This is a genomic window from Halopseudomonas sp. 4NH20-0008 (genome assembly GCF_057548395.1).
The window spans coordinates 1-644 of the sequence record NZ_BAAJMD010000043.1 but is presented as its reverse complement, the minus strand read 5'-3'; the positions used below and the strand labels follow the sequence as shown (position 1 = coordinate 644).

General features: G+C 55.7%; 1 protein-coding gene. It reads right to left on the bottom strand.

Annotation, left to right across the window (positions count from 1 at the left end; all coding sequences use genetic code 11):
* Positions 1-644, bottom strand: a 644-nt coding sequence (locus AC27HQ_RS16940) for an Ig-like domain-containing protein (protein WP_487157371.1), incomplete at both ends; no start/stop codon positions are given.

Below are 644 nucleotides of genomic sequence, written 5' to 3'. Positions count from 1 at the left end.
GATTTCACCGCCCGTGGCGGTACCAGTTACGGCGATGGTTTGGCCTGCTTCAGTGGCGTTAATCACGTCATCAGCGGTGATGTTATCGACAGTAACCGTGCCAGCCTGAGCTGCCAGGTCAACGGTGTGGGTCGAAGCACCCGTGCTTTCTACTGTGTTGCCTGAAGCATCGCTAGAAGTAACAACTACATCGAATTCGGTATCAGCAGCAAGGCCTGAACCGGCGACATCCACCGTCCAGTTACCATCCGCATCCACTGTGGTGTCGTACTCAGTACCGTTGATCACCATGGTGACGGTGTCACCTTCACTGATATCGCCACCTGTGGCGGTGCCATTTACGGCGATGGTTTGGCCCGCTTCAGTCGCATTGATCACGTCATCCGCCGTGATGTTATTCACGGTGACAGTCCCAGCCTGTGCAACCAGGTCAACGGTGTGGGTCGAAGCACCCGTGCTTTCAACAGTGTTGCCTGCGGCATCACTGGAGCTGACCACTACATCGAATTCAGTATCCGCAGCCAGATCGCTACCGGCCACATCAACTGTCCAGTTGCCGTCAGCATCCACTGTGGTGTCGTATTCAGTACCGTTGATCACCATAGTGACCACGTCACCTTCCGCAATGTCACCGCCCGTGGCGT